This is a genomic window from Bradyrhizobium sp. CIAT3101 (assembly GCF_029714945.1).
Lineage (GTDB): Bacteria > Pseudomonadota > Alphaproteobacteria > Rhizobiales > Xanthobacteraceae > Bradyrhizobium.
Window position 1 is genome coordinate 5,518,604 of sequence record NZ_CP121634.1, and the last position, 26,164, is coordinate 5,544,767.

26 protein-coding genes are annotated in these 26,164 nt (G+C 65.0%); 8 read left to right on the forward strand and 18 right to left on the reverse strand.

The window, feature by feature from the left end:
• Positions 1 to 146: 146 nt before the first annotated feature.
• The 5 genes from QA645_RS26235 to QA645_RS26255 form a co-directional block, all read right to left on the reverse strand.
• A complete protein-coding gene (locus QA645_RS26235) occupies positions 147 to 1,001 on the reverse strand; it encodes an SDR family NAD(P)-dependent oxidoreductase (protein WP_283044445.1) in 855 nt (284 codons plus the stop codon).
• A 15-nt stretch (positions 1,002 to 1,016) separates the two neighbouring features.
• Complete coding sequence (locus QA645_RS26240; protein WP_254193161.1) at positions 1,017 to 1,736, reverse strand: RraA family protein; 720 nt, start codon at positions 1,734 to 1,736, stop codon at positions 1,017 to 1,019.
• Positions 1,737 to 1,858: 122 nt separating this feature from the next.
• A complete protein-coding gene (gene pssA / locus QA645_RS26245) occupies positions 1,859 to 2,740 on the reverse strand; it encodes a CDP-diacylglycerol--serine O-phosphatidyltransferase (protein WP_254130709.1) in 882 nt (293 codons plus the stop codon).
• Between the two features lie 87 nt (positions 2,741 to 2,827).
• The gene (locus QA645_RS26250; RefSeq protein WP_254130708.1) at positions 2,828 to 3,526 is read right to left on the reverse strand and encodes a phosphatidylserine decarboxylase; all 699 of its coding nucleotides are present in this window, start codon (positions 3,524 to 3,526) and stop codon (positions 2,828 to 2,830) included.
• 84 nt (positions 3,527 to 3,610) lie between these two features.
• On the reverse strand, positions 3,611 to 5,563 hold the full coding sequence (locus QA645_RS26255; protein ID WP_283044446.1) for an ABC transporter ATP-binding protein/permease: 1,953 nt from the start codon (positions 5,561 to 5,563) through the stop codon (positions 3,611 to 3,613).
• Between the two features lie 199 nt (positions 5,564 to 5,762).
• Here QA645_RS26255 and QA645_RS26260 point away from each other — a divergent pair, with 199 nt between their 5' ends.
• A complete protein-coding gene (locus QA645_RS26260; protein ID WP_254130706.1) occupies positions 5,763 to 6,368 on the forward strand; it encodes a TIGR00730 family Rossman fold protein in 606 nt (201 codons plus the stop codon).
• A 4-nt stretch (positions 6,369 to 6,372) separates the two neighbouring features.
• Here the strand turns inward: QA645_RS26260 and QA645_RS26265 are convergent, their stop codons facing one another.
• The 4 genes from QA645_RS26265 to cysS all read right to left on the reverse strand — a co-directional run bounded on the left by QA645_RS26265 (position 6,373) and on the right by cysS (position 10,375).
• Positions 6,373 to 6,750 carry a VOC family protein gene (locus tag QA645_RS26265; protein WP_283044447.1) on the reverse strand — a complete coding sequence of 126 codons (378 nt, stop codon included), beginning with the start codon at positions 6,748 to 6,750 and terminating at the stop codon, positions 6,373 to 6,375.
• A gap of 141 nt (positions 6,751 to 6,891) precedes the next feature.
• The gene (cimA, locus tag QA645_RS26270; protein WP_254130704.1) at positions 6,892 to 8,490 is read right to left on the reverse strand and encodes a citramalate synthase; all 1,599 of its coding nucleotides are present in this window, start codon (positions 8,488 to 8,490) and stop codon (positions 6,892 to 6,894) included.
• Positions 8,487 to 8,978: a GNAT family N-acetyltransferase gene (locus tag QA645_RS26275; protein WP_254130703.1), complete on the reverse strand. Its 492-nt coding sequence runs from the start codon at positions 8,976 to 8,978 to the stop codon at positions 8,487 to 8,489. Before QA645_RS26275 ends, cimA begins: the two co-directional genes overlap by 4 nt.
• Entirely contained in the window at positions 8,978 to 10,375 is a 1,398-nt protein-coding gene (cysS, locus tag QA645_RS26280) for a cysteine--tRNA ligase (protein WP_283044448.1), read from the reverse strand. The genes QA645_RS26275 and cysS overlap by 1 nt, the downstream gene beginning before the upstream one ends.
• A 292-nt stretch (positions 10,376 to 10,667) precedes the next feature.
• Here cysS and QA645_RS26285 point away from each other — a divergent pair, with 292 nt between their 5' ends.
• Together QA645_RS26285 and QA645_RS26290 are read left to right on the forward strand one after the other, a co-directional pair.
• Complete coding sequence (locus tag QA645_RS26285; protein WP_254130701.1) at positions 10,668 to 10,973, forward strand: hypothetical protein; 306 nt, start codon at positions 10,668 to 10,670, stop codon at positions 10,971 to 10,973.
• Between the two features lie 142 nt (positions 10,974 to 11,115).
• Positions 11,116 to 12,306: a DUF2865 domain-containing protein gene (locus QA645_RS26290; protein ID WP_283044449.1), complete on the forward strand. Its 1,191-nt coding sequence runs from the start codon at positions 11,116 to 11,118 to the stop codon at positions 12,304 to 12,306.
• A 271-nt stretch (positions 12,307 to 12,577) separates the two neighbouring features.
• Here the strand turns inward: QA645_RS26290 and QA645_RS26295 are convergent, their stop codons facing one another.
• The 3 genes from QA645_RS26295 to QA645_RS26305 are packed head-to-tail and all read right to left on the reverse strand — an operon-like array spanning position 12,578 to position 16,097.
• The gene (locus QA645_RS26295; RefSeq protein ID WP_254130699.1) at positions 12,578 to 14,335 is read right to left on the reverse strand and encodes an NAD+ synthase; all 1,758 of its coding nucleotides are present in this window, start codon (positions 14,333 to 14,335) and stop codon (positions 12,578 to 12,580) included.
• 15 nt (positions 14,336 to 14,350) lie between these two features.
• Positions 14,351 to 14,704 carry a diacylglycerol kinase gene (locus tag QA645_RS26300; RefSeq protein ID WP_254130698.1) on the reverse strand — a complete coding sequence of 118 codons (354 nt, stop codon included), beginning with the start codon at positions 14,702 to 14,704 and terminating at the stop codon, positions 14,351 to 14,353.
• 4 nt (positions 14,705 to 14,708) lie between these two features.
• Positions 14,709 to 16,097, reverse strand: a complete 1,389-nt coding sequence (locus tag QA645_RS26305) for a 3-deoxy-7-phosphoheptulonate synthase class II (RefSeq protein ID WP_254130697.1) — start codon at positions 16,095 to 16,097, stop codon at positions 14,709 to 14,711.
• Positions 16,098 to 16,279: 182 nt separating this feature from the next.
• Here QA645_RS26305 and QA645_RS26310 point away from each other — a divergent pair, with 182 nt between their 5' ends.
• On the forward strand, positions 16,280 to 17,176 hold the full coding sequence (locus QA645_RS26310) for an alpha/beta fold hydrolase (RefSeq protein ID WP_283044450.1): 897 nt from the start codon (positions 16,280 to 16,282) through the stop codon (positions 17,174 to 17,176).
• A gap of 3 nt (positions 17,177 to 17,179) precedes the next feature.
• On the opposite strand, the gene QA645_RS26315 is transcribed toward QA645_RS26310, so the two are convergent.
• Together QA645_RS26315 and QA645_RS26320 are read right to left on the reverse strand one after the other, a co-directional pair.
• Positions 17,180 to 18,490 carry an ATP-binding protein gene (locus QA645_RS26315; protein WP_283044451.1) on the reverse strand — a complete coding sequence of 437 codons (1,311 nt, stop codon included), beginning with the start codon at positions 18,488 to 18,490 and terminating at the stop codon, positions 17,180 to 17,182.
• Positions 18,487 to 19,149 (reverse strand): response regulator transcription factor, encoded by a 663-nt coding sequence (locus QA645_RS26320; protein ID WP_254130694.1) that lies wholly within the window; start codon positions 19,147 to 19,149, stop codon positions 18,487 to 18,489. Before QA645_RS26320 ends, QA645_RS26315 begins: the two co-directional genes overlap by 4 nt.
• A gap of 227 nt (positions 19,150 to 19,376) precedes the next feature.
• On the opposite strand from QA645_RS26320, the gene QA645_RS26325 reads away from it, so the two are divergent.
• The 3 genes from QA645_RS26325 (at position 19,377) to QA645_RS26335 (ending at position 21,391) form a co-directional block, all read left to right on the forward strand.
• Positions 19,377 to 20,126, forward strand: a complete 750-nt coding sequence (locus QA645_RS26325; protein WP_283053338.1) for a hypothetical protein — start codon at positions 19,377 to 19,379, stop codon at positions 20,124 to 20,126.
• Positions 20,127 to 20,244: 118 nt separating this feature from the next.
• Entirely contained in the window at positions 20,245 to 20,583 is a 339-nt protein-coding gene (locus QA645_RS26330; protein WP_283053339.1) for a hypothetical protein, read from the forward strand.
• A gap of 19 nt (positions 20,584 to 20,602) precedes the next feature.
• A complete protein-coding gene (locus tag QA645_RS26335) occupies positions 20,603 to 21,391 on the forward strand; it encodes a hypothetical protein (RefSeq protein ID WP_254130693.1) in 789 nt (262 codons plus the stop codon).
• Here the strand turns inward: QA645_RS26335 and QA645_RS26340 are convergent.
• The 4 genes from QA645_RS26340 to QA645_RS26355 all read right to left on the reverse strand — a co-directional run bounded on the left by QA645_RS26340 (position 21,378) and on the right by QA645_RS26355 (position 24,959).
• The gene (locus tag QA645_RS26340) at positions 21,378 to 23,135 is read right to left on the reverse strand and encodes a cytochrome c biogenesis protein DipZ (protein WP_283044452.1); all 1,758 of its coding nucleotides are present in this window, start codon (positions 23,133 to 23,135) and stop codon (positions 21,378 to 21,380) included. The two genes, QA645_RS26335 and QA645_RS26340, sit on opposite strands and share 14 nt — an antisense overlap.
• Before the next feature lie 13 nt (positions 23,136 to 23,148).
• Positions 23,149 to 23,955, reverse strand: coding sequence for a substrate-binding domain-containing protein (locus QA645_RS26345; RefSeq protein WP_283044453.1), 807 nt, complete (start codon positions 23,953 to 23,955; stop codon positions 23,149 to 23,151).
• 40 nt (positions 23,956 to 23,995) lie between these two features.
• Positions 23,996 to 24,649: a M24 family metallopeptidase gene (locus tag QA645_RS26350; protein WP_254193151.1), complete on the reverse strand. Its 654-nt coding sequence runs from the start codon at positions 24,647 to 24,649 to the stop codon at positions 23,996 to 23,998.
• 76 nt (positions 24,650 to 24,725) lie between these two features.
• The gene (locus QA645_RS26355) at positions 24,726 to 24,959 is read right to left on the reverse strand and encodes a hypothetical protein (RefSeq protein ID WP_254193150.1); all 234 of its coding nucleotides are present in this window, start codon (positions 24,957 to 24,959) and stop codon (positions 24,726 to 24,728) included.
• Between the two features lie 180 nt (positions 24,960 to 25,139).
• On the opposite strand from QA645_RS26355, the gene QA645_RS26360 reads away from it, so the two are divergent.
• On the forward strand, positions 25,140 to 26,144 hold the full coding sequence (locus tag QA645_RS26360) for a hypothetical protein (protein ID WP_283044454.1): 1,005 nt from the start codon (positions 25,140 to 25,142) through the stop codon (positions 26,142 to 26,144).
• Positions 26,145 to 26,164 lie beyond the last annotated feature (20 nt).

Sequence of the window (26,164 nt, forward strand, 5' to 3'; positions counted from 1 at the left end):
GGCCGGTGGCGCGGTCCAACCCCGAACCGCATCGAAAACCCTAGAGCGCCGCCCTTAAAGCCGCGTAAAGGTTAAGTTCAGCCGATGCGACGGAGCGGCGCGACGCGCTGAACAAACGGCGGCTTTGCCGTTCCGCGACATCAATCTCAACGCTTTGCTAACCATAAATGAGGCGGGTCAGGTGACAGTCCCGTCAGCTCCCGGCTGAGCGCGCGCAGGCGCTTGCGCGCATCGGCATCATAGGCCTGCGGATTGGCGCGCGCCTCGCTCATGCCGTTGAAGAACAGGCCGCTCTTGCCCGCGACATCGTCGCCCTGGACGAGATGCAGGATCGCAGCACCACCCTGCTCCACCGTCGACATCGGCGTGATGCCGCCGGCTCGCACCATCGTCGTGTTCATGTAGGTCGCCGGATGCAACGAATTCGCGGTGATGCCGGCATCCCTGAGCTCGGCCGCGAGATCGATCGTGAACATGATCTGCGACAGCTTGCTCTGCGCATAGGCGCGCGAGCCGCTGTAGCCTTTCGTGATCATGACGTCGTCGAAGTCGATCGGATTCTGGCCGAGCGAGGCGACATTGACGATGCGCGACGGCGCGGCGGCCTTCAGCAACGGCAGCAGCAGATGGACCAGCAGAAAGCCCGAGAGATAGTTCACGGCAAAGCGCAGCTCATGACCGTCGCGGCTCTCCTGGCGCTGCGGCCCGTCGCTCTGCGAGCCGATGCCGGCATTGCTGACGAAAACATCGAGGCGTTGATGATCCCGCGTCACGGCCGCGGCGAGCTCGCGCGTGCCAGCCATCGACGACAGATCTGCCTGATAGAAAGTCGGCGCCGTATGGCCGGCCCTCACGATCTCGTCGATCAGCGCTTTTGCCCGCACCGCGTCGCGGCCATGGATCAGAACATGCGCACCCTCGGCGGCAAGGCGGTTCGCGACATAGCGCCCGACACCATCGGTCGAGCCCGTGATCAGAACCGTCTTGCCGCGCATGTCCATGGTGCTAGCCCGAGATTAGTGGATCTCCGCCGAGCGCTTCAGCGCGGCCTTGAGCTTCTCCAGCGAGAAGTCCGGGCTGCGCGCGATCTCGAGGATCGGCGTCTCGCGGCGGCCGCAGAGCTCGGCGGCCTCGGGGAGCTTCGCGGCGATGTCGAACGGGATCACGATGGCACCATGCTGGTCGGCGTGGATAAGATCGTCCGACTTCACGGTCATGCCGGCGACGCGTACCTCGCCGCCAAAGCTCTCGGCATGCACCCATGCATGCGACGGGCCGATCGAGCCGGCCAGCGCCTGGAAGCCCGGGGCCCATTGCGGGATGTCGCGGATCGAGCCGTCGGTGATGACGCCGAGGCAACCGAGCGCCTTGTGCACGTTGCTCTGCACCTCGCCCCAGAACGCACCGTAGCCGACGTCGGGACCGTCGATGTCCTGGATCACCGAGATGCGCGGACCGTGGCCGGTGCCGACATATTCGTAATATTCGATACGGCGCTTCGACTGTTCTTCGGCCGGCAGCGACGATTTCAACACCGAGCGGATCGCGACGGTGCGGGCGTAGCCGACGATCGGCGGCAAATCCGGGAACGGGCAGACCAGCTGCTTGGTGGTATAGCCGATCAAGCGGCGCTCGGGCGCCACGATCTCCATGGCGTTGCAGATCGTCGGCGTGTCATAGCGGCCCAGCGCTTCGAGGACGGAAGCAGGCAGCGGCCCGGTCGCAGAATTCGTCACGGCGTTATCTCCCAGATTGGCGGCCGCTGTTGGCGCGGTGCCGCCGGCACAGGGCGATATAGCCGAGATCGGGCCTCAACCCAACTCAGGGGCTCTCATGGCAGATATCCGCGTGCGTTCGCTCAGTGCAGCCGTCCGGGCCGGTCGTCGTCATGCGGCGGTTCGGACAGGCTGGCCATTGTCGGCGCCGACGGCGGCGACGAGACCTCGCCGCCCGCAGGCGCCACGGCTTCCGTCGCGCGGGCCTGATCGCGGTAGGATTTGTAGCCGAGCGGCAGGCCGAGCAGATAGAGCACCGTGCCCGCCGTGAGCACGTGCCAGGGATAGGCAATCAAGATCGCGATGAAGACGATCACCGCGACGAATGCCGGCAGCACGAGCTCAGGCGGCACGCGCATCCGCTTGGTCTTGCCGGAGAACACCGGCAGTCGCGAGACCATCAGGAAGGCGATCAGCAGCGTATAGGCGGCGGTCAATGCCGCGGGCGCGCGGCCAAGCTCGAGGAAGGCCACGTAGATCGGCAGCAGCACCGTGATCGCGCCGGCCGGCGCGGGCACGCCGGTGAAGAAATTGGCGGCGAAAGCCGGCTTGTTCGGATCGTCCATGGTGGCGTTGAAGCGCGCGAGCCGCAGGCCGCCGGAGATCGCAAACACCATGGCGGCGATCCAGCCGGCATTGCCGAGCTCGTGCAGCTGCCAGAAGTACAGCATCAGGCCGGGCGCGACACCGAAATTGACGAAATCGGCGAGGCTGTCCAGCTCGGCGCCGAACTTCGACTGGCCCTTGATCAGGCGCGCGACACGGCCGTCGATGCCGTCGAGCGCGGCCGCGAACACGATGGCGTAGACGGCGAGCGATATCCGCCCCTCGATCGAGAGCCGGATCGAGGTCAGGCCGGCGCAGATCGCCAGCAACGTGATGACGTTGGGCACCAGCATCCGCACCGGGATCGGGCGGAACCGCCGGCGACGAACATCGGGATCTCTGTAGTCGTAGGGCGTCATTGGCGCGTCCTCACCTGCAGGCGAGATATAGCAAGCCGTGCTCCCTTCCGCCATTGCGGCGGAAGGCCCCCGACAGCGGCCCGATGGTTAATTGGCGCGATAGGCGCGACCGGGGTCGTCACCGGTCAGATCGGCCAGGATGGTCTCGCCGGCGATCGCGGTCTGCCCTTCCGAGACCAGCGCCTTGGTGCCGACCGGCAGGTAGACGTCGAGCCGCGAGCCGAACCGGATCAGGCCGAACCGCTCACCAGCGCCGATCGCCTGCCCTTCCTTGACGAAGCAGACGATGCGCTTTGCGACCAGGCCCGCGATCTGGATCACGCCAATGCGGCCCTGCGGCGTCGAGATGACAAGCGAATTACGCTCATTGTCCTCGCTCGCCTTGTCGAGCTCGGCATTGATGAACAGGCCGGGCCGATAGGCGATGCGATCCACCCTGCCCGCTACGGGCGCGCGGTTCACATGGCAGTTGAACACGCTCATGAACACCGAAATGCGCGGCAGCGGCCGGTCGCCGAGCCCGAGCTCGGCCGGTGGCAGCGCCATGGTGATCATCGAGACGCGGCCGTCGGCGGGCGACACCACGAGCCCGTCGCGCACCGGCGTCACGCGCACGGGATCACGGAAGAACAGCGCGCACCACACGGTGATGATGGTGCCGATCCACCCCAGCGGCGACCACAGCCAGAACAGGACGAGGCTTGCCAGCGCAAAGCCGCCGATGAAGGGATAGCCCTCCTTGTGGATCGGCGGGATCTGACGCTGGATCGAATCGAGAATGGACATCGCTATCTGCCGCTCAGGGGTTGATGGCGCGGGTCGTCTCGCGCGGTGGGCCTGTTTAGGCCAGAGTTGGGACCGGAGACAAGCTCACTCAGCGGCCGCTTGCGCCGTCAGGGCGTCCTCGACCGGCGGCGGCTCCCGGTTGGGCGCCTCGCTGCTGTCGGCCATCCGGGCCAGTTTCTCGCGTGCGGCCTCGGCCTCGCGCTGCCTGTTCCACATGCTGGCGTAAAGACCGCCCTGTGCGAGCAGGCTGGCATGGGTGCCGCGCTCGGCGATGCGGCCCTGGTCCAGCACGATGATCTCGTCGGCATTGACAATGGTCGAAAGCCGATGGGCGATCACCAGCGAGGTGCGGTTCTTCGCCACGCGGTCGAGCGCGCCCTGGATCTCGTGCTCGGTATGGGTGTCGAGCGCCGAGGTCGCCTCGTCCAGAACCAGGATCGGCGGCGCCTTCAGCACCGTGCGCGCGATTGCGACGCGCTGCTTTTCGCCGCCGGACAGTTTCAGGCCGCGCTCGCCGACCTGGGTCTCGTAGCCCATCGGTGCCAGGCGGATGAAATGGTCGATCTGCGCCAGCCGCGCCGCCTCCTCGACCTCCTCGTCGCTGGCGTCCCAGCGGCCGTAGCGGATGTTGTAGCGGATGGTGTCGTTGAACAGCACCGTGTCCTGCGGCACCATGCCGATCGAGGCGCGCAAGCTCGCCTGCGTGACCTCGCGGATGTCCTGGCCATCGATCAGGATCTTGCCGCCGGAGACGTCGTAGAGGCGGAACAGCAGCCGCGAGATGGTCGACTTGCCGGCACCTGACGGGCCGACGATCGCCACCGTCTTGCCGGCCGGCACCTCGAAGCTGATGCCTTTCAGGATCGGCCGCGTCGGCTCATAGGCAAAGCGGACGTCCTCGAAACGCACGGTACCGGCGGAGACGGTCAGCGGCTGCGCGCCGGGTTCATCCTTGATCTCGGCCTCGCGGCCGATCACGCCGAACATCTTCTCGATGTCGATGATCGCCTGCTTGATCTCGCGATAGACCATGCCCATGAAATTCAGGGGCTGGTAGAGCTGGATCATCATTGCGTTGACCAGCACGAAATCGCCGACCGTGTTGGTGCCGTTGCGTACGCCGATCGCGCACATCAGCATGGTTGCGGTCAGGCCCAGCGTGAAGATCACGGCCTGCCCGGTGTTGAGCACCGCGAGTGAGGTGTAGGTGTGGATGCTCGCTTCCTCGTAGCGCGCGACCGACTTGTCGTAGCGCTGCGCTTCGCGGGCCTCGGCGCTGAAATATTTGACCGTCTCGTAGTTGAGCAGCGAGTCGATCGCCTTGGTGTTCGCCTCGGTGTCGGAATCGTTCATCTTGCGGCGGATGCCGATCCGCCACTCGGTCGCGATGTAGGTATAGTACATGTAGACCGTGACGGTGATCAGCGTCGCGGCCACGTAGCGCCAGTCGAACTGCCAGAGCAGCACGGCCATCAAGAGCGTGACCTCGACGATGGTCGGGATCAGCTGCAGGATCACCATGCGCACGATGACCTCGATGCCCTCGCGGCCGCGCTCGAGCACGCGCGTCAGGCCGCCGGTCTTGCGCTCGAGATGAAAGCGCAGCGACAGCTCGTGCATGTGGACGAAGGTGATGGTCGCGAGCTTGCGCACCGCGTGCATGGCAACGCGCGCGAAGATGCCGTCGCGCCATTGCGTCAGCACTGCCATCACGATGCGCATGACGCCGTAGCTCGCGGTCAGGAGCAGCGGCGACGCGACCACCCAGAGATGCCAGTTGGCAGCCTGCACCGGTGCGGTGTTGGCGCCGGTGAGCGCGTCGGTTGCCCATTTGAAGCTGAACGGCACCGTCAGCGTGATCAGCTTGGCGGCGAGCAGCAGCACCATCGACCAGACTACGCGCATCTTCAGGTCGTAACGGTCGCCCGGCCAGATATAGGGCCACAGATGCGCCAGCGTGCCCATCAGGGTGGCCCGCTCCAGCGGTCCGCCGGCAGGCTCGGGTACATCGGGGACGTCTGGCAGAGGTGGGCTCATCAAGAAACCTGGAGGCCGCCGGATGCGGGCGCGTTGCGATTAACTGTTTTCGCTCGTCATATAGAAGCTTCCGGGGGCCAGCGCACCCCGCCAGATGGCGAATCCTCGATTGTTTGTCGCCATTTACCGGTAGATTTCCGGGTGTCCCGAATCACCGATTGGACTTGACGCCCCTTCGCTGCAATGCATCATGGTACCAATGAGCACGATCAAAACCGTCTGTGTCTATTGCGGCTCCGGTCCCGGAACCAATCCCCACTTCACCGAAGGCGCCAAGGCGTTCGGCAAGGCGCTCGCCGAGAACAACATCCGCCTCGTCTATGGCGGCGGCTCGCTCGGCCTGATGGGCTCGGTCGCGACCTCCGTGCTCGATCACGGCGGCACCGTCACCGGCATCATTCCCGAGTTCCTGCGGAAGCGCGAGAACGCGCTGACCCGCGTGCAGGAAATGATCGTCACCCCCGACATGCACGAGCGCAAGCGGCTGATGTTCGAGCGCTCCGATGCCTTCGTGGCGCTGCCGGGCGGCGTCGGCACGCTGGAGGAGCTGGTCGAGCAATTGACCTGGAAGCAGCTTGGCCGTCACGCCAAGCCGGTGCTGCTCGCCAACATCGACAATTTCTGGGAGCCGCTGTTCTCGCTGCTGTCGCATATGCGCCAGACCGAGTTCATCCGCGCCGGCCTTTCGGTCGATATCCTCAAGGCCGATCGCGTCGAGGACATCTTGCCGAAGCTGAAATCCGCCGTGGCCCAGATCGCCGAGACGGAAAAGCAGCTCGCACCCGACGTGGCGCGCAAGCTGTAACGCCCTATTCGCTCGGAAACGTCACCGCTTCGATCCGGTTGCCATCGGGATCGGTGACGAAGGCTGCGTAATAGCGAACGCGGTCGTGCGGGCGAATACCCGGTGCGCCGTCCGAGGCGCCGCCGGTCGCAAGCGCGGCGGCGTGAAAAGCATCGACCTCGGCCGTTGTCTTCGCCCGCAGGCAGATATGCACGCCGCTCTCCGGAGCTACATGCGGCATCGCCTCGCGCAGATTGATCCAGAACTCCGGATAGGACTTGCCGAAGCCGACCGTCCGCGGCCGCGTGACGAGGCGCGTGAGCCCGAGGGTGGCGAGCGTGGCCTCGTAGAACTTTGCGGAGCGTTCGAGCTCGCTGACGCCGACGGAGATGTGGTCGATCATCGCCCTACTCCCTCCTCACCCTCCACTGTCATCGCCCGGCTCGACCGTGCGATCCAGTATTCCGAGACGCCCGAGAGCGACCGAGAAGCCACGGCGTACTGGATACCCCGCTTTCGCGGGGTATGACAGTCCTCGTGGATCCTACGCCGGCGCGCCCGACTTCACGAGCTTGTAGATCACCGAATCCATCAGCGCCTGGAACGAGGCATCGATGATGTTCGGGGACACGCCGACCGTGGTCCAGCGATCGCCGTTCTCGTCCTCGCTCTCGATCAGGACGCGCGTGACCGCGCCGGTGCCGCCGTTGAGGATACGGACGCGGTAGTCGATCAGCGTCAGGCCCTCGATGTACTTCTGATACTTGCCGAGGTCCTTGCGCAGCGCGACGTCGAGCGCGTTGACCGGGCCGTTACCCTCGGCTGCCGAGATCAGATGCTCGCCGGCGACGTCGACCTTCACCACGGCCAACGCGACGGTGACGCGCTCGCCAAGGGCGTTGTAGCGCTGCTCGACATTGACGTCGAACTGCTCGACCTCGAAATAATGCGGCACCTTGCCGAGCGTGCGGCGCGCCAGGAGATCGAACGAGGCGTTGGCCGATTCATAAGCGTAGCCCTGCGCCTCCCGCTCCTTCAATTCCTCGACCAGCCGGGTCAGCTTCGGATCGCTCTTCTCATAGGCGATGCCGGCGCGGTCGAGCTCGGCGATGACGTTGGAGCGGCCGGCCTGGTCCGAGACCAGCACCTTGCGGTGATTGCCGACGGTCTCCGGCAAGACGTGCTCATAGGTCTGCGGATCCTTCATCACCGCGGAGGCGTGAATGCCTGTCTTGGTGACGAAAGCGCTCTCTCCGACGTAAGCCGCGTGCCGGTTCGGCACGCGGTTGAGCATGTCGTCGAGCGTGCGCGAGACCTTGACCAGTGTCGCCAGCTTCTCCGGCGTGACGCTGATCTCGAAGGCGTCCGAAAACTCCTTCTTCAATTTCAGCGTCGGGATCAGCGAACACAAATTGGCGTTGCCGCAGCGCTCGCCGAGGCCGTTTAGCGTACCCTGGATCTGCCGCGCCCCGGCGCGAACCGCGGCGAGCGAATTCGCCACCGCCTGCTCGGTGTCGTTATGAGCGTGGATGCCGACGTGATCGCCGGGGATGTGCTTCGTGACCTCGGTGACGATGGCCTCGACCTCGTTGGGCATGGTGCCGCCATTGGTGTCGCACAACACCACCCAGCGTGCGCCGGCCTCATAGGCGGCCTTGGCACAGGCGAGCGCAAAGCTCGCATCTTCCTTGTAGCCGTCGAAGAAATGCTCGCAGTCGAGCATGACCTCGCGGCCGGCTGCCTTTGCGGCCGCGACGCTGTCGCGGATCGAGGCGAGGTTCTCCTCTTTCGTCGTCTCCAGTGCGACGCGCACCTGATAGGCGGAGGACTTTGCGACGAAGCAGATCGCGTCGGCCTTCGCTTCCAGAAGCCCGGCGACGCCGGGATCGTTGGAGACCGAGCGCCCTGCCCGCCGGGTCATGCCGAAGGCGGTGAAACGCGCGTGGTTCAGCTTCGGCTTAGCGCCAAAGAATTCGGTGTCGAGCGGATTGGCGCCGGGATAGCCGCCCTCGACATAGTCGATGCCGAGCTCGTCGAGCATCGCCGCGATGACCTGCTTGTCGGTCAGCGTGAAATCGACACCGTTGGTCTGCGCGCCGTCGCGCAGCGTGGTGTCGAACAGATAAAGGCGCTCCTTGCTCATTGTTGCGCTCCGAGCGTCTTCTTCATGGTGGTGTTGGCGAGCCATTCGTCATTGATGGTGACGCTGTTGCGCTGCTGGGCCGTGTAGCCGCGCTTGGCGAAGAAATTCTGCGCGGTGTCGCTGGCGTCGACCGTGAGGGCTGCAGCGCCACGGCCGCCGGCGAGCTTTTCCAGTGCATCGATCAGCATGGTCGCGATGCCCTGCCGGCTGACCGCCGGATGCACGTAGAGCATGCGGATGTGATCGGCGCCGCGCAGCGAGGCGAAGCCGACGGGCGAGCCGTCCAGCGTGGCGATCAGCGTCAGGTCGGAGGTGAGCCGCTTGCCGAACTCCTCGGTTTCGGCCGCCTCCATCCAGGCTTCCTGCTGCGCCTCGCTGTAGTCGTCGCCGGTCAGCTCCTGGATGCTGGCGACGTAGATCGCGGCCAGCATCGGCACGTCGGCTGGCAAAAACGGCCGCAAGCCGGGCTTGGGATGCGCTTGTGCCATCACGCGAGCTCCCAGGTCGTCACCGGCTTGCCGTCGGCATCCTTGCCATCCTTGATCACGACGCCCTTGGCTGCGAGCTCATCACGGATACGATCGGATTCCTTGAAGTCCTTGCGCGCACGCGCTGCCGTACGCTCCGCAATCAGGCGATCGATCTCGCCGGCGTCGACGCCGCTCGCCTGCTGCTTGCGGCCTTCCCACTGCGCGACGCTCTCGGACAGGAAGCCGAGCAGACGCAGCGACGCCGAAAGACCGGCCGCATCGGACGAATTGCGCAGACCATGCAGCGCCGCGATCGCCTGCGGCGTGTTGAGGTCGTCGAGCAGGGCTTCGACCACGGACGCCGCCGGCTTTGACGGCGCGACATCGGCCGCAAAGCGATACCAGTCGTTGAGCGTCTTGGCGCTCTCCTCCAGCGACTTCATGGTCCAGTCGATCGGCGACGTGTAATGCGTCTTCAGCATGTTGAGGCGCAGCACCTCACCCGGCCAGTCCGCGAGCAGCTCGTGGATGGTGATGAAGTTGCCGAGGCTCTTCGACATCTTCTCGCTCTCGACCTGCAGGAAGCCGTTGTGCATCCAGTAGTTCGCCATGCGCTGCTGGTGGAAGGCGCAGCAGGTCTGGGCGACCTCGTTCTCGTGATGCGGAAACACGAGATCGATACCGCCGCCATGGATGTCGAACTGTTCGCCGAGATGCTTCCAGGCCATGGCCGAGCACTCGATGTGCCAGCCCGGGCGTCCCTCGGCCTTGATCCCGGCCGGCGACGGCCAGGACGGCTCGCCAGGCTTCGACGGCTTCCACAGCACGAAGTCGGTCGAATCCTTTTTGTAGGGCGCGACGTCGACGCGCGCGCCGGCGATCATTTCGTCGAGCGACCGCTTCGACAGCGCGCCATAGCGCGGCAGCGTGGAGTTGGCCGCGTTCATCGCCTGCGGCGAGAACAATACGTGGTCCTCGGCGGCGTAGGCGAACCCGCCCTTGATCAGCCGTTCGATGATCTCGCGCATCTCGCCGATGTGCTCGGTCGCGCGCGGCTCGACGCTCGGCCGCAGCGCGCCGAGCGCGTCGACGTCAGCGTGAAACTGCTTGCCGGTCTGTTCGGTGACCTTGCGGATCGCCTCGTTCAGCGGCAGCCCCGGAAAATCCCGCGCGGCGCGGTCGTTGATCTTGTCGTCGACGTCGGTGATGTTGCGGACGTATTTGACATGCGCCTCGCCGTAGAGATGGCGGAGCAGCCGAAACAGCACGTCGAACACGATCACCGGCCGCGCATTGCCGATATGGGCGAAGTCATAGACGGTCGGTCCGCAGACATACATGCGGACGTTCTTCGCATCGAGCGGCACGAAGGTGCGCTTTTCCCGGCTCAGCGTATCGTAAAGACGCAATTCCATATGGACACCCGTCGGCTGTTGGCCGGGCGTCCAGTGCTCTCAATGTGGTTGAGAAAAGACGGCTCCAGCCAGCGAATCGCTAGCTCGTAATCTCGCGGCAAATAATGCAGATGGCGAGGAGACCGTTCATGCGGCGACATATGGGCTATGAGGCGCCCTTTCGTCAAGAGAGCCGCGAAAATGCCGGTTTATCTCCGCAATGCGCGGCCGCCCGCCCTGATGGTTCATGATCCTTAACCATTTGAGCCCATTCTGGAACCGGCAGCTCCTCCTTTTGCCCCAAGGTGTTTTCATGCGGTCCCTGCTCGCGCTCATTTCCTGCGCCTCCATCCTTGCGGCATCCAGCGCCTTCGCCGAGACCCGCGTCTTCATCATCGCCAACCAGGCCGACGGCTACGGCGTCGACCAATGCCTGGCCAAGGGCGAGAAATGCGGTGCGCAGGTCGCCCGCACCTATTGTCAGTCACGGGACTTTGCGCAGGCATCGGCCTACCGCCGGGTCGATCCCGATGAAATTACCGGGTCTGTCCCCAAATCCGGCGCAAACTGCTCCCATGGCCATTGCGACGAATATGTCGCAATCACCTGCCAGCGCTGAATTCGCTCGGAACTGGCGGACTTTAGGACCCGTTTGCGGCCCCTGAAACGACGTGACGATGCCGCAGGAAGCGGCTATTGGAGGGCGCGCTTCGGCCCCCCAAATCACATTGGAAGTCACTTGGGGCCATGACATCGCTAGAATGGCGGATATGCCTGAATTTTTGTCTCTGTCCCGTCCCCGCTCCCTGCTTGCCTGCACCGTGCTTCTCAGCGTCGTGCTCGCCACTAACGCCTTTGCTCAGGCCGGCCCGCCCGGCGCACCGCCGCCTCCGCCCGCCCAAGGCGGTCTCGGACCGAACCCGATGTGCGTGCGGCTGGAAGGACAGCTCGCCGCGCTCGACCGCGGCGGCAGCAGCGATCCTGCGCGCGACGACCAGATCCGCCGCTACCAGGATTCCCAGACCCGCCAGCAAGCCGAGCTCGATCGTGTCACCATGCAAGCCAAGCGCATGGGCTGCGATTCCTCCGGCTTCTTCTCGCTGTTCAACGGCCAGTCGGCGCAATGCGGCCCGGTCAACACCCAGATCCAGCAGATGCGCGCCAATCTGGACCAGATCACCGGCAATCTCGAACGCCTGCGCGGTGGCGGTCCCGGCGGCGGCAGCCCCGAACGCGACAGCCAGCGCCGCTCGGTGCTGATTGCGCTTGCCCAGAACAATTGCGGCCCGCAATACGCCAACGCCGCGCAGTCGCAGGGCGGCAACTTCCTGAGCAATCTGTTCAACGGCGGCAACAACCCCAACAATCCGCCGGGCGCGCCACCCGCCGATCTCGGCGGCCCGCAGTCCGGCACCTATCGCACCGTGTGCGTGCGCACGTGCGACGGTGCCTATTTCCCGATCTCGTTTGCGACCGTGCCGGCGCGCTTCCCCGACGACGAGAAGACCTGCAAGGCGCTGTGCCCGGCGGCCGAAGCCGTGCTCTATGCCCACCGCAATCCCGGCGAGGACATGAGCTCGGCGGTGTCCATCAGCGGCCAGCCCTACACGGCGCTGCCGACCGCCTTCAAATTCCGCAGCGAGTTCAACCCGTCCTGCTCTTGCAAAGCGGCGGGCCAGACCTGGGCCGACGCGCTGAAATCGGCCGATGACAAGGCGGCCGTCGAGCAGCAGGGCGACATCATCGTCACCGAGGAGAGCGCCAAGAAGATGCAGCAGCGGCAGCTCACCAAGGGCGCGCCGGCGAACGCCAAGAAGGGCGCAGCTCCTGCGCCGACAACGGCGACGGCTCCGGCCGCGACGCCGCCTGCGGAGACGAGCACCACCGCCGCGTCGGAGAACAAGCCGATCCGCTCGGTCGGACCCAGCTTCCTGCCGCAGCAGCAGAAGTAAGGTTTCTTACTTCCCTTCTCCCCTTGCGGGAGAAGGTGGCAAAGGCGGCCTTCGGCCGCCGTTCTTGAGAACGCCGATGCTACGCATCGGCTATGGCGCCGGATGAGGGGTTCTATCCGCGCTCGCATGTGTACATAAGAGTACGCGGATAGAACCCCTCACCCGACTGAATTCGTTTCGACGACCGTGCTGCCCTCTCCCGCAAGGGGCGAGGGCGCAATGGCGCCCATCTCGCCCGCGGTACGAGAGGTACCGCAAAGGTCAGCCTACCCTACCCCTCGAACGCGTCGATCGATGCCTTGCTGCCGCGCGAGACCAGGGTCTCGTCGGGCGCGGGCAATGTCTCGCCCCGGTCGCGGAAGCGGTTGGTGATGGGATAGCGGCGGTCGCGGCCGAAATTCTTCCGCGTCACCTTCACGCCGGGCGCGGCCTGGCGGCGCTTGTATTCGGCGACGTTGAGGAGATGGTCGATGCGGGTCACCGTCTCGCGGTCGAAGCCCGCGGCGATGATCTGGTCGAGCGGCTCCTCGCGTTCGACCAGACGCTCGAGGATCGCATCGAGCACCTCGTAGGCCGGCAGTGAGTCCTGATCGGTCTGGTTCTCACGCAGCTCCGCCGTCGGCGGGCGCGTGATGATATCGGGCGGGATCACCTCGCCCGCGGGTCCCAGCGCGCCGTCGGGCTTCCATGCATTGCGCAGGGTCGCCAGCCGGAACACCTGCGTCTTGTAGATATCCTTGATCGGGTTGAAGCCGCCGTTCATGTCGCCATAGAGCGTGGCGTAGCCGACCGACATTTCCGACTTGTTGCCTGTCGTCACCACCATCAGCCCGGTCTTGTTGGAGATCGCCATCAACAGCGTGCCGCGGGTGCGGGCCTGGAGGTTTTCCTCGGTGATATCGGGCGGCAGGTTCTTGAAGATGCCGGACAGGATGGTCTCGAACCCACCCACCGCTTCCGCGATCGGCAACACCTCGTAGCGGATGCCGAGATGGCCGGCGAGCTCGCCCGCGTCGGCGATCGAGTGTGCCGCCGTGTAGCGATAAGGCAGCATCACGCCGTGTACCTGGTCGGCGCCGAGCGCATCGACCGCGATCGCCGCGCAGAGTGCGGAATCGATGCCGCCGGAGATGCCGAGCAGCACGCCGGGAAAACCGTTCTTGCTGACGTAGTCGCGCAAGCCGAGGACGCAGGCCGCATAGTCGGCCTTGTCGCCCTCGGGCTGCTCCACGATCGGACCCGTGCAACGCCAATCGCCGCCGTTTCTGATGAAGCGCAACGTCGTGACGTTCTCCTCGAACGCCGGCAGTTGCGCGGCGAGCGAAAGATCGCCGTTGAGCGCGAACGACGCGCCGTCGAACACGAGTTCGTCCTGACCGCAGACCTGGTTGAGATAGACCAGCGGCAAGCCGCTCTCGGTGACCCGCGCGACCGCCACCGACAGACGCACATCGTTCTTGTCGCGGGCATAGGGCGAGCCGTTCGGCACCAGAATGATCTCGGCGCCGGTCTCGGCCAGTGTCTCGACCACGTTCTCGTAGTCCTCGGACTCTTCCAGCCAGATGTCCTCGCAGATCGGCACGCCGATCCGCACGCCGCGCACGGTGACGGGGCCTGCCGCCGGCCCGCGCGCAAACAACCGCTTCTCGTCGAACACGCCGTAGTTCGGCAGATTGCATTTGAAGCGCAAGCCGGCGATGCGGCCGCCGTCGAGCAGCGCACAGGCATTGTAGAGCCTGCCATCCTCGACCCAGGGCGTGCCAACCAGCAATGCCGGGCCGCCGTCGGCGGTCTCGCGTGCGAGCGCTTCAATAGCCGAGCGGCAGGCGGCCTGGAACGCGGGCTTCTGCACCAGATCTTCCGGCGGATAGCCGGCGATGAACAATTCCGGGAACAGTACGAGATCGGCGCCATCGGCGATGGCTCGCGCGCGTGCCGAGCGAACCTTCGCGGCATTGCCCTCGATATCGCCCATGGTCGGATTGAGCTGGGCGAGCGTGACCGCGAATGCGTTGAGACGTTCGGTCATGGCCGCCTCGTCCAGCTAGAGGAACCCCAGACGTTCGATGATCGCGATGATCCAGAACGCGCCGGCCATCAGCAGCGCAACGCCAACCGCGGCCGAGCCCATGTCCTTGACCCGCCCGATCTGCTTGTCGTGATCCATGGTCAGGCGGTCGGCGAGCTTCTCGATCGCGGTGTTGAGCAACTCGACCACCAGCACGAAGGCGACCGAGCAAACCAGCTCGACCGCGCGCGTCGCGCTGGCGGCGACGAACCACGCCACCGGCAGCGACAGGATCAGCGCAAAAATCTCCTCGCGGACGGCCTGTTCCGAGCGGAACGCAAAGGCCAGACCGTTGCGGGAATTGATCGTGGCCTTCCAGATCCGCAGCAAGGTCTTAGAGCCCCGCCGCGGCCGGCATCGGCCTGACCTTGCCGGCGCGTTCCTGCTTCAGCAGTTCGGCGACCAGGAAGGCCATGTCGATGGATTGCTCGGCATTGAGGCGGGGATCGCAGACCGTGTGGTAGCGGTCGTTGAGATCCTCGTCCGTGATGGCGCGGGCGCCGCCGATACATTCGGTGACGTCCTGGCCGGTCATCTCCAGATGCACGCCGCCGGCATGCGTCCCTTCCGCGGCGTGGATGGTGAAGAACGACTTCACTTCCGACAGCACGCGATCGAACGGCCGCGTCTTGTAGCCCGTGGTCGAGGTAATGGTGTTGCCGTGCATGGGATCGCACGACCAGACCACCACCTTGCCCTCGCGCTTCACGGCGCGGATCAGGCCCGGCAGATGGTCGGCGACCTTGTCGGAGCCGAAGCGGTTGATCAGCGTCAGCCGGCCCGGCTCGTTGTCGGGGTTGAGCACGTCGATCAGCTTCAACAGCTCGTCCGGCTTCAGCGACGGACCGCACTTCAGGCCGATCGGGTTCTTGATGCCGCGGAAATATTCGACATGGCCGTGATCGAGCTGGCGGGTGCGGTCGCCGATCCAGATCATGTGGCCCGAGGTCGCGTACCAGTCGCCGGTCGTGGAATCGACGCGGGTCATCGCCTGCTCGTAGCCGAGCAGCAGCGCTTCATGGCTGGTGTAGAAATCGGTGGCGCGCAGCTCCGGATGGCTCTCGAGATCGAGGCCGCAGGCGCGCATGAAGTTGAGCGCGTCCGAGATGCGGTCGGCCAATTCCTTGTAGCGACGGGACTGCGGACTATCCTTGAGGAAGCCGAGCATCCACTGATGCACGCTGCCGAGATTGGCGAAGCCGCCGGTCGCAAACGCGCGGAGCAGGTTCAGCGTCGCGGCAGACTGGCGATAGGCCATCAGCTGGCGCTGCGGATCCGGCACGCGCGCTTCCTTGGTGAAGGCGATGTCGTTGACGATGTCGCCGCGATAGCTCGGCAGCTCGACGCCGTTGAGCTTCTCGGTCGGCGACGAGCGCGGCTTTGCAAACTGGCCGGCGATGCGGCCGACCTTCACCACCGGCACCGCGCCGGCATAGGTCAGCACCACCGCCATCTGCAGCAGCACGCGGAAGAAATCGCGGATGTTGTTGGCGCCGTGCTCGGCAAAGCTCTCGGCACAATCGCCGCCCTGCAACAGGAAGGCGTCGCCGGCCGCGACACGGGCCAGCGCCTTCTTCAGATTGCGCGCCTCGCCGGCAAACACCAGCGGCGGAAAGGTTGCAAGCTGCGCCTCGACGTCGGCCAGGGCCTTGGCGTCGGGATAATCGGGCACCTGTAGCACCGGCTTGCTGCGCCAGGACTCGGGCGTCCACCGCTCGGACATCGCAATCTCTCCGTGAAGCAAAAAAGTGCAACCTGATCTGTGGGTTGCGAGGGCCGCCTTATACACAGGCTAAAGCGACACCGCCAGTTGTAAATCCATTTTGTGACGCAAACCCTTGCGGGAAAAGCTGAATTCGCATTTGCTGGGGGTGGCAGAGGAAACCGGCAAGACAGCTTCCACCCATGGACGCGCCACTGGACGACGTTTTCATCGACGAGATCAGCTTCCCGGCGACCGACGGGTATGCGCTGACCGGCACCCTGTTCCTGCCGCGTGGCGCCAAGCGCCATGCCGTCCTGATCAACTCGGCGACCGCCGTCCCGCGAAAGATCTATCGCAGCTTTGCCTCCTATCTCGCCCATCGCGGCTGCGCGGTACTCACTTACGACTATCGCGGCATCGGCGACTCCCGGCAGCCGGCGATGGTCGGCTACAACCAGCCGAAATCGCTGGTCGGCTTCAAGGCCTCGATGTCCGACTGGGCCGCGCAGGACGTCACCGCCGCGGTACGCTGGATGCGCGAGCGCTATCATGGCCTGCCGCTTGCCTATGTCGGTCACTCCTTCGGCGGCCAGGCGCTCGGGCTGATCGACAACAACAGCGAGATTTCGCGCGCGGCGTTCGTGGCCTCGCAGGCCGCGACCTGGCGGCTGATGACGTCGCCGGAGAAATACCGCGTCTTCGCCTTCATGAATTGCGTCGGCGTGCCGCTGGTCCACGCGCTCGGCTATGCGCCGGGCTGGGTCGGCATCGGCGAGGATTTGCCCAAGGGCGTCTTCCTGCAATGGGCCGATTGGGTCTCAAGCCCGCGCTATCTGTTCGATTCCAAGCTGCCGGCGCTGGAGAATTTTACAAAGTTCAAGGGCGAGCTGCGCGCGCTCTGCTTCTCCGACGATCCCTGGGCAACGCGGCCGGCGGTCGAGCTGCTCACGTCCGGCTTCAGCGCGATCAAGCCGGAGGTGCTGACGGTGAAGCCGTCCGACGTCGGCGCCAAGGCGATCGGCCATTTCGGTTTCTTCCGCCCCGAGCACCGCGACACGCTGTGGCGCGGCGTGGCGGAATGGATCCAGGGCGAGTGAGCGTCAGACGGTTGCCGCCGGCAATTTGACGACGACACGCAATCCGGTTCGCCCGGCCTCCGTCATGTTCACGGCTTCAATCGACCCACCGAGCCGATCGACGATCCGCTTCACGATCGCGAGGCCCAGGCCCGCGCCCTCGCCCTCCGGACGATGCCCCCGGAAAAACGGCTCGAAGATCCGATCGATCTCGTCGGCTGAAACGCCGGGCCCGGTGTCCTCGATTTGAAGCACACCCGTCGCACCGTCCTGGTAGATCGCCACATCGATCCTGCCACCTTCCGGCGCGAACCGGAGCGCGTTGTCGATGAGATTTCGGATCATGGCGGTGAGCATGACGGGCTCGCCCCGCACCGGTACAGGCTCGGCTCGTGCGAAGCCGAGATCGACGCCACGGCTGATCGCGTCCCGCAACAGATCGGCAATCACCCCTCTCGCCGCGCGATCGAGTTCCACGACCTCGCTTTGGGCGCGATCGGAAGGCGTTGCATCGTGCCGTGCCAGCGCCAGCAATTGCTCCAGGAGATGCTTGCTGCGGCGCATGCCCTGCCGGAGCGCCGCAAGCCGTTCGCGCGCCACAGGCGGCAGTTCGACCTGATCGAGATTCTCGGCTTGCAGGCTCAGTGCCGTCAGCGGTGTCCGCAGCTCATGCGCAGCATCGGCGATGAACCTGCGCTGCTGCTCCATCATGTCGTGCACGCGGCGCAGCAAGCCGTTGATCGAGGATACGAACGGGTTGAGTTCGCTCGGGAGGTCGTGAAGCGGGAGCGCCGTCATGTCATCCGCGGGCCTGGCATCGAGATCGCCTGCCAGACGCACCATCGGGCGCAACGATCGCGCGATGACGAAGGCGATCATCAGCATCAGGCAGGGGATGAGCGCCGCAATCGGCAGTACGGTACGGAACGCCATGTCGCCCGCGATCTCATCACGAACGCCCGTGCTCTGCGCCACCGCAAAGCGGCTGCCGTCGGACCGCGTCCGCAGCACCACGCGGACCGGCTTTCCCTTTCGCGTCGCGTCGCGCATCCCGTCCTGAAGCCGCCACAACTGCCGCTCCTCTTGCGTGCCTTGCGGCGTCTTGCCCAATTCCATCAACCAGACTTCGGAGTCCTTATCGACCCCATGGAGGTCCTGGGTTCCCGTGAGACCGCCGCCTTGAACCAGACCCGCGATCTGGATCAGGACGGAGTCCTGCGTCTCGATGGCCTCGTCGAATGCCCACCGGTGTGCAAATACGCCGCCGACCAGACCGGTCAGCAGGACAATCGCCGTCAAGCTGATGAACAGCCGGCCGCGCAGCGACTTGATCATGGCGCGCGATCCACCATCCATCCCATGCCGCGCACGTTACGGATCGCCTCCGTCCCGAGCTTCTTGCGGATGGTGTGGATCAGAAATTCGACCGCATTGCTTTCGACTTCCTCGTTCCAGCCGTAGAGCTGCCGCTCGAGCTCGCTCCGCGACAGGATCGTACCGGGCCGCGCCAACAAGGCCTGGAGCAGAGCGAACTCGCGCGCGGTCAGAACGGACGTCTGGCCGTACAGCGAAGCCTCGCGGGTCGCGGGATCGAGACTGAGCTTGCCGTTGCCAAGCACTGCAGGCGCGCCACTGCCTTCGCGGCGCGTCACCGCGCGCATCCGCGCCAGCAACTCGCGGATCTCGAACGGCTTGACCAGGTAATCGTCCGCGCCGAGATCGAGCCCCTCGATCCGGTCGTCGAGTGCATCGCGCGCCGTCACGATGATGACGGGAAGCTTGCGGCCATCCGCACGCAGTCGCCGCAAGATATCGCGACCATCGGCATTCGGCAGACCGAGATCGAGCAGCAGCACCTCGTAGGACTCGCTTGCCGCGGCGAGCAACGCGGTCTCGCCATCCCTGACCCAGTCGACGGCGTAGGCGGCGTCTCTCAGCGCCTGTTCGACGGCAGCTCCGACCATCCTGTCGTCCTCGATCAGCAAAACCCGCAAGATTCGATCCTCAAAATCGCCAGGCCATCCGGCCGTCAAAATCATGCCCATTCCGACTTAGGGCAGAGTTAGGACGCTCCAGCGGGCCCAAATTGCGGCGAAGATCACCCTGCTCGGAAAATTCCCGCCCCTAAGCCGGGCCTAAGTCGCCTGCGCGACGGTCGGGCATCGCTTCGGCTTCGGGAGATTTGGGCGTGTCGCAATATTCAGGCTTTGGCGCAAGGCAGATGCTGAACAAGGTTCCGGAGGTCACCGCGATCTTCTGGATCATCAAGATCCTCTCGACCACGGTCGGCGAGACCGGCGCCGACTATCTTGCGGTGCATGTCGGCCTCGGCGCGAGCGTGACCGCGATCTGCATGACGGGCCTGCTGACTGCCGCACTCCTCGCGCAACTCAATCGCCGCGCCTACGTGCCGTGGATCTACTGGCTCACCGTCGTCCTCGTCAGCATCGTCGGCACCCAGCTCACCGACCTCCTGACCGACAAGCTCGAGATCAGCCTCTATGTCAGCACCGCCGCGTTCGCCGCCGCGCTCGCCGCAACATTCGCGGTCTGGTACGGCATCGAGCGTACGCTGTCGATCCACAGCATCGTCTCGACACGGCGCGAATTATTCTACTGGCTTGCGATCCTCTTCACCTTCGCACTCGGCACTGCCGCCGGCGATCTCGCGACCGAAGCACTCGGCCTTGGTTTCCAGCTCGGCGTCGTCGCCTTCGGCGCGCTGATCGTCGCGGTCGCATTGGCTTACGCTATCGGCGGCAATCCCGTCCTCACGTTCTGGCTCGCCTACATCCTCACCCGTCCGCTCGGCGCATCGCTCGGCGATCTTCTGTCGCAGTCGCACGAGTATGGCGGCATGGGCCTCGGCACGATCCAGACCAGCATCGTCTTCCTCACCGTGATCGTCGGCCTCGTTGCCTGGGTGACGTTCGAGGGCGAAGGCGCGCGCCGCGCCGGCCCGGCGCAGTAACCCAATCACAGCATTTGAACGCTCCTGCACGACGCAGGAGCTACACCAGGAGAGACCGATGAAACTCATCCCCGTGCTTGCCGTTTGCCTCGTGACGACCTTCTCCGGCGAACCAAACATGAATGCGAGCCAGCACTTCACCTTCGTCCCGCTCGCGGAAGCCGCGACCGCAAAGCTCGGCGACCTCACCCCATTCCGCAGCATCGTCGTCGATGTCGCCGCCCTGGTCGACAAGGGCGACCTGCCCGGTGCCAAGACAAGGATCAAGGACCTCGAGACCAGATGGGACGAGGCCGAGGCCGGATTGAAGCCGCGCGCGGCGGCCGACTGGCACACGGTCGACAAGGCGATCGATCGCGCACTCGAGGCGCTGCGCGCAAGCACGCCGGATGCCGCAAAATGCAAGCAGGCGATCACCGATCTGCTCGCGATCATGGATAGCGTCGCCAAGGCGTGAGGCGACAACGAGGAACACCATGCAAGATTACGCAAAGAGCAGCCTCCTCAGCGAAAGCAAGGTCCCCGAGGTCACGCTCGGCTTCTGGATCATCAAGATCGCCGCCACGACGCTGGGCGAGACTGGCGGCGACACCGTCACGATGACGCTGAACTGGGGCTACCTCGCCGGCACAGGCCTGTTCCTGGCGGCGATGATCGTCCTGGTCGCCGCACAAATCCGTGCGCGCAAATTCAATCCGGCGCTGTATTGGGCGACCATCGTGGCCTCGACCACCTTCGGCACCACGATGGCCGATTTCGCCGACCGTTCACTTGGCATTGGATACACCGGCGGCTCTACGCTCCTTCTCGCCTGCCTTGTGCTGGTGCTCGGCCTCTGGTATCGCACCGAAGGAACGATCTCGGTCAACAGCGTCAGCACACCACGGGTCGAGGCCTTCTATTGGGGCGCCATCACCTTCTCGCAGACGCTCGGCACCGCGCTCGGCGACTGGATCGCCGACACCGGCGACATGGGCTATCGCGGCGGCGCACTGATCTTCGCGAGCGGCCTGGCCGTCATCGCAGCACTTTACTTCTGGACTCGCGTCTCACGCGTCACGCTGTTCTGGGCCGCGTTCATCCTGACGCGACCGCTGGGCGCGACCGTCGGCGACTTCCTCGACAAGCCGCTCGATCACGGCGGACTTGCCCTGAGCCGGCCACTGGCCTCGGCCGTGATCGCAGTGTTCATGGTGGTTTGTCTGCTGCTGATTCCGCAACGCGCGGGACAGCATCCCGGCGACCACTCGCTCAGCCGAACGTAAACGCGTAGGCCTGGACGCCAGGATCGAGGAAGCGGATCTCGAAGGTGTGGTCGGCGACCGTGTCCGGCGCCCGGACGAGCTGATAGAGCCGCTGCGTCGTCACCATGCCATTGCCCTCGGCATCCGCGTCTATGCCATGCGCGGCGCCGGGTGGCTTGCCATCGATGGTGATGCGGAAGCGGATGCTGGCGCCTTCGGTGGCGGGACCGAGCACCAGGTGCAGGTCGCGGGCATGGAAGCGATAGACGATGCCGCCATCAGGCGCGTTCAGCTGCGCGCGCTCCGGGCCGACCGTCCAATTGCCGGTCAGCGACCAGTCGTTGAGCTGCGGCTCGCCCGCAGCATAGACGTGGCTCTCGTCCTTCGCCACACCGCCGGGTGAGACGAAATTCTCGCTGCGATCATAGCCGACATAGGTCTCGGGCGATTTGACTTCGGCGCCGTCGGAGACCGCCGCCTCCGCGCCCGATGCCTTGACCGCGACGATGTCGGACGGGACGTTCTTGTTCCCGGCCTCAGCAAGCAGCGTCTGGATGACGCGCTCGGACTCCGCGTATTCGCCTTCACCATAATGATGGTGACGGACTTTGCCGTTGGCATCGATGAAGTAATGCGCCGGCCAGTACTGGTTCTCGAACGAGCGCCAGATCTTGTAGTCATTGTCGATCGCGACGGGATAGCTGATCTTCAACGTCGACACCGCATTCTTGACGTTGGCGACATTGCGCTCGAAGGCGAATTCGGGCGCGTGCACGCCGATCACCACGAGGCCGCGGTCGCGATATTTCTCCGCCCAGGCGCGGACATAGGGGATCGAGCGCAGGCAGTTGATGCAGGAATAGGTCCAGAAGTCGACGAGGACGACCTTGCCTTTCAGCGCCTCGAAGGTCAGCGGCGGCGAGTTCAGCCACTCCTGCGCACCGGCGAGCTTGGGATCGAGATCCTCGACCATGAGCATATCCGACGCGTTCTCGCCGCCCGGCTTCGCCTGCATCGACGTATCAGTCATCGCGGTCTTCGTGTTCGGATGCAGTCTGTCGAGCAGCGCCTGCTCCAGCGACGTCGTGCTGCCGACCGAGAGGTTGGTGAGGAAGCCGGTGTCGAGGCCGAGCGAGATGGCAATAACAGCCGCGAGCACGGCCACGCCGACGCCCCGCCTGATCCATTCGCCGGCGCCGATCGAGCGCTTCATCGCGGCGAAGACGCGGCCGCCGACCAGCAAAGCCAGCGCCAGCGAGGTTGCGGCGCCCGCCGCATAGACCAGGAGCAGCAGCGCGGTTCCGGCGTTGGCGCCCTGAAGCGCGGCGCCGGTCAGGATCAGGCCGAGCACCGGACCCGCACAGGGCGCCCAGAGAAAGCCGGTGGCAATTCCGAGCACGAACGGCGCGACAAGGCTGTCCTCGCCCGGCTCACTCGCCGATTGCGACATCCGCGCACCAATGGCCACCAGCGGCCGCATCAGGCGGTCGGCCAGCTCCGGAAACACCAGCGTCAGACCGAACAAGGCGAGCAGGACCAGCGCGGCGCCACGTCCATATTGGTTGGCGGAGACGACCCAGCCTCCCGCGACCGACGCCAACGTCGCGACGACGGCAAACGCGAGCGACATGCCGATCAGCATCGGCAGGCCGTTCCGCAGGAACGGACGATCGGCGCGCGCCAGCACGAAGGGGATGACCGGGAGGATGCAGGGGCTCACGATGGTCAGGACGCCACCGAGATAGGCCAGCAGATAGAGGATCATGAGTCTGCTCTTATCACCGCTCGGAAGGAGCGATCTTCACAAGACCGTTTTCGGCAATAATGCCCTGCCCCTTGTCCGACAGCAGGAACAGCGCAAGCCGCGCAGCGGCCGGATTGTCCGTGAGCAGCACCAGTCCATAGGTCGCGACAACATCGATCTCCGGCGGCAGCCGCGACACCTTCAAGCCGGGAACCTCGCGCAAGGTCTGCTGCTGACCGCTGCAATAGACCAGCAGGAGATCGGCCTTATCGGCAAGGAAGATGCTGGCGGCCGGTGAGTGCCCCTCGAGCGGCTTCATGGCGCCCGGGCCTCCGATCAGCTTCAGGGCCTTCTGGCTGAGCACAGCCTCAGCCCCGGCGCGGACTGTCTCCGCCCGCTTGAACACCGCAAAAGCATAGTCGCCACCGGGATCGACGAGCGGCGTCGAGGTTGCCAGACGCATCTTGGGGTCCAGCATCGTCTCGAGTGCATTGGCCTCAGTCAGCCCCACCGCCTCGCGGCCGAACAGGCAGAGATTGTTGCGCGCGAACGGGATAATCAATGCCTGAGGCCGCTCGGCTGCCAGCGTGCGCGGATGCGCCGTATCGGCCGACAGAAAAAGATCCGCGGCCTCGCCCTTCTCGATCCGCTCGCGCAGGCCGCCCGAGGGGCCGAAGACGGGATCGGCGATTTGCGAGGCGTCGAGGCCGGCCGCCTTGATCGTCTGCTTCAAGGGAGCAACCAGGCTGCCGGCCGCATAAACGCGAGCTGGCTCGGCGCTGGCCGAGGAGACACTGATCGCGACGAGGAACGCAGAGACGACGGAGCGTGAGGCTCGCATGGATTGACCTTCTTCTTGGACTGACCGGCGCGCCACCGTTCTAGAGCAGCCGCTCGTAAAATCCACCATAGGAGCCGTTCGGCTCGACCAGATGGACCTCCAGAATCCAGTGCCGCTCCCTACCGAGCTCATCGGGATCGCGCATCCGCTTATCATTTCCGGGCATGATACGATTGAGGTTCTTGTCGCCGGGGATGTGCGCATGCGCGAACTCACTGACGAGATGGCCGGCGATGACACCGCCAAACCGCCATCCCGCCTCCTCGGCCGCCTTCTGCGCAAACGCGTAGAGACCCTCGCCCGTCATATCCGGGGAGGCGTGATAGTGGGCCTGGATCCGGTCGAACACGACCGGGAGCGCGGCGACCAGCGGCCCGCCGGGATGATTGCCCAACACATACGTACGTCCGAGGTCCGCTTCCCAATCCTCGAACACCGGGCCCAGGTCGACATAGACGATGTCGTCGGCCTCGATCTCCCGGACCGGCGGATTGTCCGCGGCCAGGGTCAAGGTGTTCTCTCCGGCCCTCACGATGCGCTTGTGCCAATGCTTCTCGACGCCGAACCGGTCCAGGGCGATTTGATAAATCTCCTGCTCGATCTCGCGTTCGGTCCGGCCCGGCCGGATCAGGTTGCGCCCTTCGATCTCGTCAAAGAGCGTCTCCGCGCGTTTCTCCGCCTCGACCAGCGCCATGCGCCGCTCCGAAGGCGTTGCCTGTCCTTGCTTCACGCTTTGTCCTTTGTTCTATCGAGCCGCTTCGACCACGAGCTTACCTCCGCCGCGTGACGGGCCTTCCGGCCGGAGGCCCTGCCTCGATCAATTTTGCGGTGCACGCGTTGCAGATCAACGCGCATTCGTCCGAGACCAGACCGAGCTTGATGTCGAGGCCAATCCCGAGATCCTGATCCGCGAGGCCTGCGATGATCCCGTTACAACTCAAGCACCTGCGGGGCGCATCGACGCTGCGGCTGTCTTCGCCCATCGGCACAACGTGACGAGACATCGTGGGATCCTCTGCTCTTCCGGTCTTCGGCCTTCGTCTCGCTATATTTACTGGTATATATCGATTGCGGCAAGGCGGACCGGGGAGGAGCAAAAGGATCCGCCAGCTGCACGCGACAAAACGGCCGACAAAGCTCGCCTCTGAAGAATAGTCCCTTCTTATTCGTCAGGAATCGCAATCATGAAAAAATACGACAATGCCTTGCGTTCGCGCAGGCAGGGAGAAACGCTCACGACCGGTCGCACGCTCGGTGCGGCCGTCGCTATCCTCGCATCCAGCGTATTCCGCGCAGGCCTTGCCCAGGCACAAAGCGCGGCAGTCACCCTGCCCGAAAAGAGCTTTCCGGAAAGCGTGTCATCGACCAGCGACGGCGCGCTCTATGTCGGCAGCTTCAATCATGGCGGCGTGACGCGGGTGACCCCGACCGGCAAGGTCGACGCCTTCATCTCGCCCGGCGCCAGCGGCAGCCGCTCCACCCTCGGAGTGCTTGCCGACGAGAAGAGCGGCACACTTTACGTCTGCTCGAACGACCTCTCCGGCATGGGCGTTCCGAGTCCCGGCAGCGGCAAAGGCGCGTTCCTCAAGACGTTCGACCTGCGTACCGGCGCGCCCAAGGGCAGCTTCGCGCTCAAGGACAACAAATCCTTCTGCAACGACATCGCGATCGGCAGCGACGGAACGGCCTACATCAGCGACTCCTTCGCGCCTTACGTCTATAGCCTCAAGTCCGGCGCGACTGCGCTCGAGGTCTGGGCAACGGATCCGGCGCTGGCGCCGGCCAAGGACGGCGTCGGCCTCGACGGCATTGCCGTCGGTTCCGACGGCAATCTCTATGTGACGACCTTCATCCCTGGAAAATTGTTCCGGATCGCGGTCAAGGACGGCAAGGCCGGCGCCATCACCGAGCTGAAGCCATCAAGCACGCTCGACCATGCCGATGCGCTGCGCGCATTCGGCAATGGCTTCCTGCTGATCGAGGGCGCCGGCCGGCTCGACAAGATCACGGTGAGCGGCGACGCGGCACAGGTGGAGGTGATCAAGGACGGCCTCGCCGAGCCGGTTTCGGTCACCCAGGTCGGTGACACCGGATGGGTCGCGGAGGGCAAGCTGTCCTACGTCATCGGCGAGAACAAGAGCAAGGATCCCGGCCCGTTCACGCTCAAGCCGATCGCATTGCCGAAGTAGCGCATTACCGAACGCGCAGC

Bases quoted from the DNA above. Each gene is read 5' to 3' on its own strand.
- QA645_RS26325 (WP_283053338.1), top strand. From the start codon at position 19,377: ATGCTGAACAAGGTTCCGGAGGTCACCGCGATCTTCTGGATCATCAAG.
- QA645_RS26285 (WP_254130701.1), top strand. From the start codon at position 10,668: ATGCGGTCCCTGCTCGCGCTCATTTCCTGCGCCTCCATCCTTGCGGCA.
- QA645_RS26295 (WP_254130699.1), bottom strand. From the start codon at position 14,335: ATGACCGAACGTCTCAACGCATTCGCGGTCACGCTCGCCCAGCTCAAT.
- QA645_RS26290 (WP_283044449.1), top strand. From the start codon at position 11,116: ATGGCGGATATGCCTGAATTTTTGTCTCTGTCCCGTCCCCGCTCCCTG.
- pssA (WP_254130709.1), bottom strand. From the start codon at position 2,740: ATGACGCCCTACGACTACAGAGATCCCGATGTTCGTCGCCGGCGGTTC.
- QA645_RS26305 (WP_254130697.1), bottom strand. From the start codon at position 16,097: ATGTCCGAGCGGTGGACGCCCGAGTCCTGGCGCAGCAAGCCGGTGCTA.
- QA645_RS26250 (WP_254130708.1), bottom strand. From the start codon at position 3,526: ATGTCCATTCTCGATTCGATCCAGCGTCAGATCCCGCCGATCCACAAG.
- QA645_RS26340 (WP_283044452.1), bottom strand. From the start codon at position 23,135: ATGATCCTCTATCTGCTGGCCTATCTCGGTGGCGTCCTGACCATCGTG.
- QA645_RS26265 (WP_283044447.1), bottom strand. From the start codon at position 6,750: ATGATCGACCACATCTCCGTCGGCGTCAGCGAGCTCGAACGCTCCGCA.
- QA645_RS26275 (WP_254130703.1), bottom strand. From the start codon at position 8,978: ATGGCACAAGCGCATCCCAAGCCCGGCTTGCGGCCGTTTTTGCCAGCC.
- QA645_RS26235 (WP_283044445.1), bottom strand. From the start codon at position 1,001: ATGGACATGCGCGGCAAGACGGTTCTGATCACGGGCTCGACCGATGGT.
- QA645_RS26330 (WP_283053339.1), top strand. From the start codon at position 20,245: ATGAATGCGAGCCAGCACTTCACCTTCGTCCCGCTCGCGGAAGCCGCG.
- cimA (WP_254130704.1), bottom strand. From the start codon at position 8,490: ATGAGCAAGGAGCGCCTTTATCTGTTCGACACCACGCTGCGCGACGGC.
- QA645_RS26335 (WP_254130693.1), top strand. From the start codon at position 20,603: ATGCAAGATTACGCAAAGAGCAGCCTCCTCAGCGAAAGCAAGGTCCCC.
- QA645_RS26260 (WP_254130706.1), top strand. From the start codon at position 5,763: ATGAGCACGATCAAAACCGTCTGTGTCTATTGCGGCTCCGGTCCCGGA.
- QA645_RS26255 (WP_283044446.1), bottom strand. From the start codon at position 5,563: ATGAGCCCACCTCTGCCAGACGTCCCCGATGTACCCGAGCCTGCCGGC.
- QA645_RS26345 (WP_283044453.1), bottom strand. From the start codon at position 23,955: ATGCGAGCCTCACGCTCCGTCGTCTCTGCGTTCCTCGTCGCGATCAGT.
- QA645_RS26315 (WP_283044451.1), bottom strand. From the start codon at position 18,490: ATGATCAAGTCGCTGCGCGGCCGGCTGTTCATCAGCTTGACGGCGATT.
- QA645_RS26360 (WP_283044454.1), top strand. From the start codon at position 25,140: ATGAAAAAATACGACAATGCCTTGCGTTCGCGCAGGCAGGGAGAAACG.
- QA645_RS26350 (WP_254193151.1), bottom strand. From the start codon at position 24,649: ATGGCGCTGGTCGAGGCGGAGAAACGCGCGGAGACGCTCTTTGACGAG.
- QA645_RS26355 (WP_254193150.1), bottom strand. From the start codon at position 24,959: ATGTCTCGTCACGTTGTGCCGATGGGCGAAGACAGCCGCAGCGTCGAT.
- cysS (WP_283044448.1), bottom strand. From the start codon at position 10,375: ATGGAATTGCGTCTTTACGATACGCTGAGCCGGGAAAAGCGCACCTTC.
- QA645_RS26310 (WP_283044450.1), top strand. From the start codon at position 16,280: ATGGACGCGCCACTGGACGACGTTTTCATCGACGAGATCAGCTTCCCG.